This window comes from Burkholderia sp. Se-20378, assembly GCF_017104665.1.
Lineage (GTDB): Bacteria > Pseudomonadota > Gammaproteobacteria > Burkholderiales > Burkholderiaceae > Burkholderia > Burkholderia lata.
This window is the reverse complement of record NZ_JAAGPG010000403.1, coordinates 1-7,945: the sequence shown is the minus strand read 5'-3', so window position 1 is coordinate 7,945 and position 7,945 is coordinate 1. Positions and strand designations below refer to the sequence as shown.

General features: G+C 67.9%; 8 protein-coding genes. 4 read left to right on the top strand and 4 right to left on the bottom strand.

The genetic code is table 11. From position 1 onward, the window contains the following. Window positions 1-1,155, top strand: a 1,155-nt coding sequence (locus tag G3N93_RS29465; RefSeq protein ID WP_241026751.1) for a hypothetical protein, incomplete at its 5' end; no start/stop codon positions are given. 207 nt (window positions 1,156-1,362) lie between these two features. Here the strand turns inward: G3N93_RS29465 and G3N93_RS29460 are convergent. After that, window positions 1,363-1,896, bottom strand: coding sequence for a hypothetical protein (locus G3N93_RS29460; RefSeq protein ID WP_174943539.1), 534 nt, complete (start codon window positions 1,894-1,896; stop codon window positions 1,363-1,365). Window positions 1,897-2,133: 237 nt separating this feature from the next. Between G3N93_RS29460 and G3N93_RS29455 the strand changes: the two genes are divergently transcribed. Together G3N93_RS29455 and G3N93_RS29450 are read left to right on the top strand one after the other, a co-directional pair. Beyond that, the gene (locus G3N93_RS29455) at window positions 2,134-3,207 is read left to right on the top strand and encodes a sensor histidine kinase (RefSeq protein WP_206134535.1); all 1,074 of its coding nucleotides are present in this window, start codon (window positions 2,134-2,136) and stop codon (window positions 3,205-3,207) included. Window position 3,208: 1 nt separating this feature from the next. After that, window positions 3,209-3,940, top strand: a complete 732-nt coding sequence (locus G3N93_RS29450; RefSeq protein ID WP_174943545.1) for a LytTR family DNA-binding domain-containing protein — start codon at window positions 3,209-3,211, stop codon at window positions 3,938-3,940. A 95-nt stretch (window positions 3,941-4,035) separates the two neighbouring features. On the opposite strand, the gene G3N93_RS29445 is transcribed toward G3N93_RS29450, so the two are convergent. Continuing rightward, complete coding sequence (locus tag G3N93_RS29445; RefSeq protein WP_174943549.1) at window positions 4,036-4,884, bottom strand: oxidoreductase; 849 nt, start codon at window positions 4,882-4,884, stop codon at window positions 4,036-4,038. 26 nt (window positions 4,885-4,910) lie between these two features. Further along, window positions 4,911-5,633: an SDR family oxidoreductase gene (locus G3N93_RS29440; RefSeq protein WP_174943552.1), complete on the bottom strand. Its 723-nt coding sequence runs from the start codon at window positions 5,631-5,633 to the stop codon at window positions 4,911-4,913. Between the two features lie 99 nt (window positions 5,634-5,732). Between G3N93_RS29440 and G3N93_RS29435 the strand changes: the two genes are divergently transcribed. Beyond that, window positions 5,733-6,638 (top strand): LysR family transcriptional regulator, encoded by a 906-nt coding sequence (locus G3N93_RS29435; protein ID WP_174943554.1) that lies wholly within the window; start codon window positions 5,733-5,735, stop codon window positions 6,636-6,638. Between the two features lie 305 nt (window positions 6,639-6,943). Here the strand turns inward: G3N93_RS29435 and sctC are convergent. Next, the coding region (gene sctC, locus G3N93_RS29430; RefSeq protein ID WP_206134534.1) for a type III secretion system outer membrane ring subunit SctC at window positions 6,944-7,945 on the bottom strand (1,002 nt) is incomplete at its 5' end.

The window sequence follows — 7,945 nt, the reverse complement described above, 5'->3', positions numbered from 1 at the left end:
ACGGCGACGGCGGCGCCCGTGACGCCGGGCAACTGGCGCGGCACGTTCGAGGCGGCCGTCGCGAACTACACGGCGGCGAGCCAGACCGGGCCCGTGACGCTCAACGACAACGCGCGCGTGTCGAACACGCTGTCGTACGACGGCACGTCCGGCAACTGGCGGGCGATCGTGTCGAATCGCTTCGATGCGGGATGGCGCGCGGGCACGTCGCAGTACAACGCGGTCGACACGCTGAAGCAGGCTTACGTGAGCTGGCAGGCAAGCCCGAACGCGATCGTCGACGTCGGCCGCGTGAACCTGCGCGAAGGCGTCGCGTCAGGCTTCAATCCCACGGACTTCTTCAAGGCCGGCGCGCTGCGCTCGGTCGTGTCGATCGATCCCGAGAGCCTGCGCGAAAACCGGCTCGGCAGCGTGATGGCGCGCGGGCAGCTGCTGTGGAGCGGCGGCTCGATGACCGCGCTGGTGTCGCCGCGGCTCGACACGCATCCGAACGAGGCCACCTTCAATCCCGATCTCGGCGCGACGAACGCGCGCACCCGCTACATGCTGAGCGGGTCGCAGCGGCTGTTCGGCAACTTCTCGCCGCAGTGGCTGCTGTACGGCGGCGAAGGCATCGCCCCGCAACTGGGCGTGAACGCCACCACGCTGATCGACGATGCGACGGTCGGGTTCCTCGAATACGCGATCGGCCGCGGCAGCGCGGTCGCCGATTTCTCGCAGGCCGCATCGTCCTGGACCTCGAAGCTCGCGACCGGCGTCACCCATACCTTCGCGAACAAACTGTCGCTGACGCTCGAATACGACTACGACGGCGCCAGCGCGAGCGCCGCGGCATGGCGGGCGCTGCAAGGCGACCCGTCGCGATACTGGCGCTATCGCGACTCGGCGAGCATCGCGCAGGAGCTGATGACGCGGCGCTCGCTGTTCGTCTATGCATCGATGCCCGACGTCTTCGTCCAGCATCTGGGGCTGACCGCGATGGCGCGCTACAACCTCGACGACCACAGCTACTTCACGTGGCTCGAAGCGCGCTATCACTGGCCGCGCACCGACTTTGCCGTGCAATGGCAGAGCAACCACGGCTCGGCGCGCAGCGTCTACGGCGCGCAGGCGCAAAGCGAGATCGTGCAGGCGATCGCGACGTTCTTCTTTTGAACAGGGAAACGACAGAAGCATGACCGTCGACACACATCATGCAAGACGCGCCCGGCGCAATGCGTCGGGCGCGGCAGGCAGCATGACTGACGTCAGCGTGTTGCGGCGCGCGGACCGCGCTCACGCGGGAACGATAGGTGCGACCCTGCGGCCTGCCGGAATCGCGACGGCGCGCGACGTCCGTCCGCGCCGCCGATCCGGCCGCGCTCAGCGCGACTCGAGCGCGGGCCCGTCGCCTTCCTCCGACGCACCGTTCGCATGACGGATGCAGCGCGTCACCACGTTGATCGCACGTCCGAGCGGCATGCCGACGAGCCCGCCCCAGACCGCGAACGACAGGGCCGCGAAGGCGCCGGTGGCCGCCCACGGTCGCGAGGTCGCGATCGCGTAATGAATGAAGGTCTCGGCAGCGAACGTCAGGAGCAGCGTGACCAGCAGGCTCGCGTCGCCCGGCAAGCGCACGAGCATGCCTTCCGGCCCGGTCCTGAACTGCAGGCGCCAGCGGCGCGCGTGGAACCAGCCGCCCGCCGTGCCGACCACGAGCATCGCGAGAGCCGCCGCGTAGGCATCGGCGCCCGCCCGGGGAAACAGGTGGCCGAGGCTCGACAGGCCGAGACCGACGAACACGACCGGAAACAGGAGCGGACGCACGGGCCGGACTTCGCGCACGAAGCAGCGCTTCACGCCGATGTAGACGAGCACGCAGAACAAGACGTAAACGTAGGCAGGGAAATGGGGCATGGTGAGCACCTGTTCAGGAGCGCCGCAACCGGCGGACATGTCAGCGACTATAGCGACCGCCCGGACCGCGCGCCGCGCGTTGCGATGAACGGTGGAAATCGCCCGATGAACGGCCCTCAGGTCCGGCGAACGTCCGTGCGAAGTGCCGCACCCGCGTCGCAGCCTGGCGCCGATCGCCGATCGCAATGCCGTCGCGAATTACGCTACCATCTCCGCAATCCGCTCCCGCTCGCTGCCATGCCAAGCAAGCCGTTCGCCTTCCTGTCGTTCGAACCGCACGTCGGCCCCGCACAACGGGGCCGCTCGCTGCTGGGGCTGTTCTGTTTCAATTCGGCGGTCGGGCTGATCTTTTGGGCGACGCGCCGCAACGAGGCGCTGCTGCCGTACCTGGTCGTCGCGAACGGCATCGGTTTCAGCGCGACGCTGCTCAGCGTCGCCATCGACCGCCTCGTGCGCGGCAAGCTCGCGCTGGTGCCGAAGATCCTGATCGTCGCGCCGGCCAGCGTGTTCATCGGTTTCGAGGTCGCGGCCTCCACGATCGGGCACGTCCCGCACCTGATCGGGCATGCGGGCGTCAAGGTCTGGCTGGCCTACGGCTCGTCGTTCATCGTCGCCGGCGCCGCCTGCGCGTTCGTCTCGGTGTTCGTGCAGGCCGCCCGCATGCGCACGTCGCTCGAGACGCAGCGGCGCGAGGCCGCCGAGGCGCGCCAGGCCGAAACGGCCGCGCGGCTCGCACTGCTGCAGGCCCAGATCGAGCCGCATTTCCTGTTCAATACGTTGGCGAACGTGCAGAGCCTGATCGAGCGCGATCCGGCCCGCGCCACGACGATGCTCGACAGCCTGAACCGCTATCTGCGCGCGAGCCTCGGGCGCACGCGCAAGGCCACCTCCACGCTGGGGGAAGAACTGGAACTGGTCGAGGCGCTATTGAAGATCGCGACGATCCGGCTCGGCGAGGAGCGCCTGCGCTATGCGATCGACGTGCCGGAAGCGCTGCGGGCCCTGCCGCTGTCGCCGCTCCTGCTGCAGCCCCTGGTCGAGAATGCGTTGCTGCACGGCATCGAGCCGGCGGTCGACGGCGGCGAAGTCCGCATTCGCGGCACGCGCGACGACGGCCTGCTCGTCCTGAGCGTGAGCGACACCGGCGTGGGGCTCGGCAACGGCGGCACGAAGCTCCACGGCGGCGTGGGACTCGCGAACATTCGCGCCCGGATGATCAGCCTTTATGGCGAGCGCGGCCGCGTGTCGGTCGGCGCGAACGCCGACGCCATGCGGGGCGTGACCGCAACCTTGCAGATCCCGATTGCCTGATATGCCGACAGCCCTGATCGCCGACGACGAACCCAACCTGTCCGCCGAACTCGCCGCGCGCCTCGCGACGCTGTGGCCCGAGCTGGAGATCGTCGGGATGCCGCGCAACGGCGTCGACGCACTCGCCGAACTGAATGCAAAGCGCCCGGATTTCGCGTTCCTCGACATCCGGATGCCCGGCATCGACGGGCTGAAGATCGCGAGCCTCGTCCCGCACGTGCACGTCGTGTTCGTGACCTCCTACGACGAGTACGCGGTGCAGGCGTTCGACCAGTCGGCGATCGACTATCTGCTGAAGCCCGTGGCCGACGATCGCCTCCTCCGCTGTATCGTCAAGCTGCAGCGCGGTGGCCCGGCCCCCACCGACACCGAGCTCCTGGCCAATGCCGCCGAGCAGCGCGATGCGGCGCCCATTCGCTGGATCACCGTGGGCCTCCGGGACACGACCCGGCTCGTCTCGGTGGACGAAGTACTGTATTTCCAGGCAGCGGACAAATACACGGAGGTCGTGACCGCGAGCGAGCGGCACGTGATCCGCACGCCCCTCCGGGAAATGCTTCAGCGGCTCGATACCGAGCGTTTCGCGCAGGTGCATCGCGGCGTGATCGTCGCGTATGCGGCGATCGATCACATCGAGCGCGACCTGCTGGGCCGGCAGCGCATCCATTTGCGCGGAAGCGGCGACGTTCTGCCGGTCAGTCGTGCATGTGCGGGCCTCTTCAAGCAGATGTAAATCCAGTCACGGCGGCACGATCTCGCATACGACGGGGATCGACGTGCCGGGCCCGGCCTTGCCAACGGTTTCCTCATCGCGCCTGCCGCGGCAAATCATCCCTGGTCCGGAAAGTCTGCGCGCTTCGTCGTTTCCGCCCACGCGTCGAAGTTGTCGCGCAGCGCATCGAGCCGCGCCAGCGCAACCTTCAGCGCGGCGCCGCCGAGGAGCAGGCGCAGCGGCGGCTCGTCGGCTTCGTACGCGGCGATGATCGCCAGCGCCGCGCGCGCCGGGTCGCCGGGCTGCTTGCCCGACACCGCGCGGGTCGCCGCGCGGCGCTTGCCCGCCGTTTCCGCGTAGTCGTCGATCCGGATCGCGGATTCAACCATCGAACGCCCCGCCCAGTCGGTGCGAAACGCGCCCGGCTCGACGATCGTCACGCGAATGCCCAGCGGCGCGACTTCATGAGACAGCGATTCGGACAGGGCCTCGACCGCGAATTTCGTCGCGTGGTAGTAGCCCGTCGCGGCAAACGCGACGAGCCCGCCGAGCGACGACAGATTGAAGATGTGGCCCCGGCGCTGCTGCCGCATGCCGGGAAGAATCCGCTGCGTCAGTGCGTTGAGGCCGAACACGTTGACCTCGAACTGCGCGCGGATCTGCCGGTCCTCGCCTTCCTCGATCGCGGCGAGATACCCGTAGCCGGCACTGTTGACGAGCACGTCGATTGCGCCGAAACGCGATCGCGCCTGCTCGACGGCGCGTGCGATCGAAGCCGGGTCGGTGACGTCGAGCGGCAGCGGCAACACGCGTTCGTCGTACCGGCGGGCGAGATCCGACAGGCTCTCGGGCTGGCGGGCGGTCACCACCGCGCGCCAGCCACGTTCGAGCACGGCTTCGGCGAGCGCCCGGCCGAGGCCCGACGATGCACCGGAAATGAACCACACGGGCGATTGATCGTTCATCGGTTGCTCCTTGAGGAAACGGCGGTTCAGCTGGTCTGGCCCGTCGGCCGGATCGTGAGTTCGTTCACGCTGACGCTCGACGGCGACTCGATCACGTGGCGCACCGCGCGCCCGATATCCGCCGGTTGCAGCGCAATCGCGCGGTACTCGCGCATGTACGCCTGGGTCGGCCCGTGCGTGATCGTGTCGGCCAGCTCGCTTTCGACGACGCCGGGATTGATGCAGGTGATCCGCAGTGCCGGATGCTCCTGGCGCAGGCCGTCCGACAACGCGCGCACCGCGAACTTCGTCGCGCAGTAGACGGCGGCGGTCGGCGACACCGACAGCGCACCGATCGACGCGATGTTGATGATCTGCCCGGCGCCGCGCGAATCCATGTGCGGCAGCACGGCCGCGATGCTCCACAGGACGCCCTTGATGTTGACGTCGACCATGCGGTCCCATTCGTCGTGATGGCCGGCGACGAGCGGCGACAGCGGCATGACGCCCGCGTTGTTCACCAGGACGTCGATGTGCCCCCACGTCTCCAGCGCCGCATCCGCGAACGCTTGCGCCGATCGGCGCTCGGTCACGTCGAGCGCGCAGGTTTCGACTGCGGCGCCCGCCGCGCGGAGATCGCGCGCGATGGCGTCGAGCCGGTCCGTGCGCCGCGCACCGAGCATGAGCTTCGCGCCCGGTACCGCCAGCGCGCGTGCAATGCCCTCGCCGATTCCGCTCGATGCGCCCGTGATGAGAATGACTTTGTCCATGACACCTCCCTGTTTCGATGACAGGACGATATCGCCGCTTCTCTGTCGCTTGTAGATGGTGAATACTGGATGGGTTGGTTAGCGTCACTGGACAATGATATGGACCTGAATCTTCTGCCGCTGCTCCTCGCCGTCGCCAGGGAACGGAACTTCCGCGCGGCGGCCGACCGGATGGGCGTCACCCGCTCCGCGGTCAGCCAGGGCATCCGGCGGCTCGAGGACACGCTCGGCGTCGCGCTGGTGGTGCGCACCACGCGATCGGTTCAATTGACCGACGCGGGCGCGCAGCTGGTGCAGTCGCTGGAGGGGCCGCTCGTCGACATCGGCAGCGCGCTCGATGCCACGGGCACGACCGACGCGCCGCGCGGCCATCTTCGGCTCACGGCCACGTCGATTGCCGAGCCCTTCCTGTCGGGCCCGTTGCTGGCAAGCTTTGCCGAGCGTTATCCCGACGTGACCATCGACGTGACCGTCACGGACGAAGAATTCGATATCGTCGAGCGTGGCTTCGATGCCGGGATCCGGCTGGGACAGGTCATCGAGAAGGACATGATTGCCGTGCCGCTGGGCGGCGAGCAACGCGAACGCGCGGCGGCCGCGCCCGGCTACGTCGAAAAGTACGGCGCACCCGGCCACCCTGACGAGCTCGTCCGGCACCGCTGTATCGGCTGGCGGCTGTCGCCCGAGCTGGCGCCTTACCGCTGGGAGTTCGTGGAAGACGGCCGCCCGTTCGACGTCGCGGTCGAGCCGCAGCTGACGACCAACGACTTGCGCCTGATGCTGCGCCTCGCGCTGGCCGGCGCCGGCATCACGTTCGCGCCCGAGGACTGCCTGCGCGCGCATTTCGACGACGGCTCGCTCGTGCCGCTGCTCGAGGATTTCCTGCCACCGTTCCCCGGCTTCTTTCTCTACTTTCCGCAGCGGCGCAACATGGTGCCGAAGCTGCGGGCGTTGATCGATCATGTGCGGCAATGGCAGGCGCCGCCGTCTGGCGTTGGTGGTTGATGCGTGCCGCGCCACGCGAGCGCGCCAGGTCCGATCGACACCCGTTCATGAGGCTCGTCAGGTCGTCCCGCGCGAAGACGATGATGAGCAAACGCCAGACCGGCCCCGGGTCGACATACTCCCCTGTCGGCCAGCACTTCAGCACTTCGTGAACGTAGACAAAAAACAACCGGCAACACACGAAGGCGCGTCTGAATGACCCATCGCCTGTCGCGTTCGCGCAGCGCTTCCATCTGGATCAGATCGCTCGTTGACCCGTTGGCCTCCACGAACTCCGTCCGACCTCACACCCGGCCGCCGCCCGTTCAAGGCTCGATCACACGCGGCGTCACGAGAAAGAGCCGCTCACTATGTCCGTCCTGTCTGTCGGTCGCGCGGAACAGCGCACCGACGAGCGGCAGCTTCGACAGCACCGGTATGCCCGATTGCGTGCTCGAGCGCGCATCCACCTTGTAGCCGGCGATCAGCAACGCCTGCCCCTGCTCGATGAACGCCTGCGTGTTGATCTCGTTCGATTCGATCACCGGAATGTTGTCGACCGTTTGTCGCGACAACTCGCCGTCGACGATCCGCACGTCGAGCTTGATCTGCGTGCGCCCGCCCTCCTCGACGACCATCGGCAGCACGCGCAGCGACACGCCCGTCGAGATGCTGTACAGGTCGGCCGACGTGTAGCCGGCGACGCGCACGAAGAACTGCTTCTTGTTGTCCATCACCGCTTCGACGTTGTCGAGCGTCGTGACTTTCGGGCTCGCATCGGTGCGCGCCTGGTTCGACGATTCGAGCGCGTTGATGCGCGCGAGCAGATAGCGGCCCGCGTCGCCGAGCACGGCCGTCAGCGACAAACCGAGCGGGCTCGCCGGCAGGCCAACCGAATCGTTGCCAGGCACCGTGATCGAACCGAATGTCGGATTCAGCGAACCGTTCGCATACGAATTCTGCGACGTGAGCCCCGTGCCCGTCTGCAGATCGACATGGCTGTTGTGCGCGCGCCAGTCGACGCCGAGCTGCTTGAGCGCGCCTTCGTCGATCTGGATGATGCGCGCCTCGATCTCGATCAAACGTGGCTTGACGTCGAGGAGCGCGATCAGGTCCGGATACTGCGTCATGTGTTCCGGCACGTCGCGCACGAGAATCGAGTTCGTGCGCGGATCGGCCTGGATCACCGGCAGGTCGGTCGAATCGCTCGCGCCCACCGGTACGCCGTTCGCACCGCCGCTCGCGTCGGGCCAGCCGGCGCCCGACACGCGCGCCGCGCCCGGATTGGCGATCGCGGCGGCAACCATGCCGCTCGGACGCGGATCGCC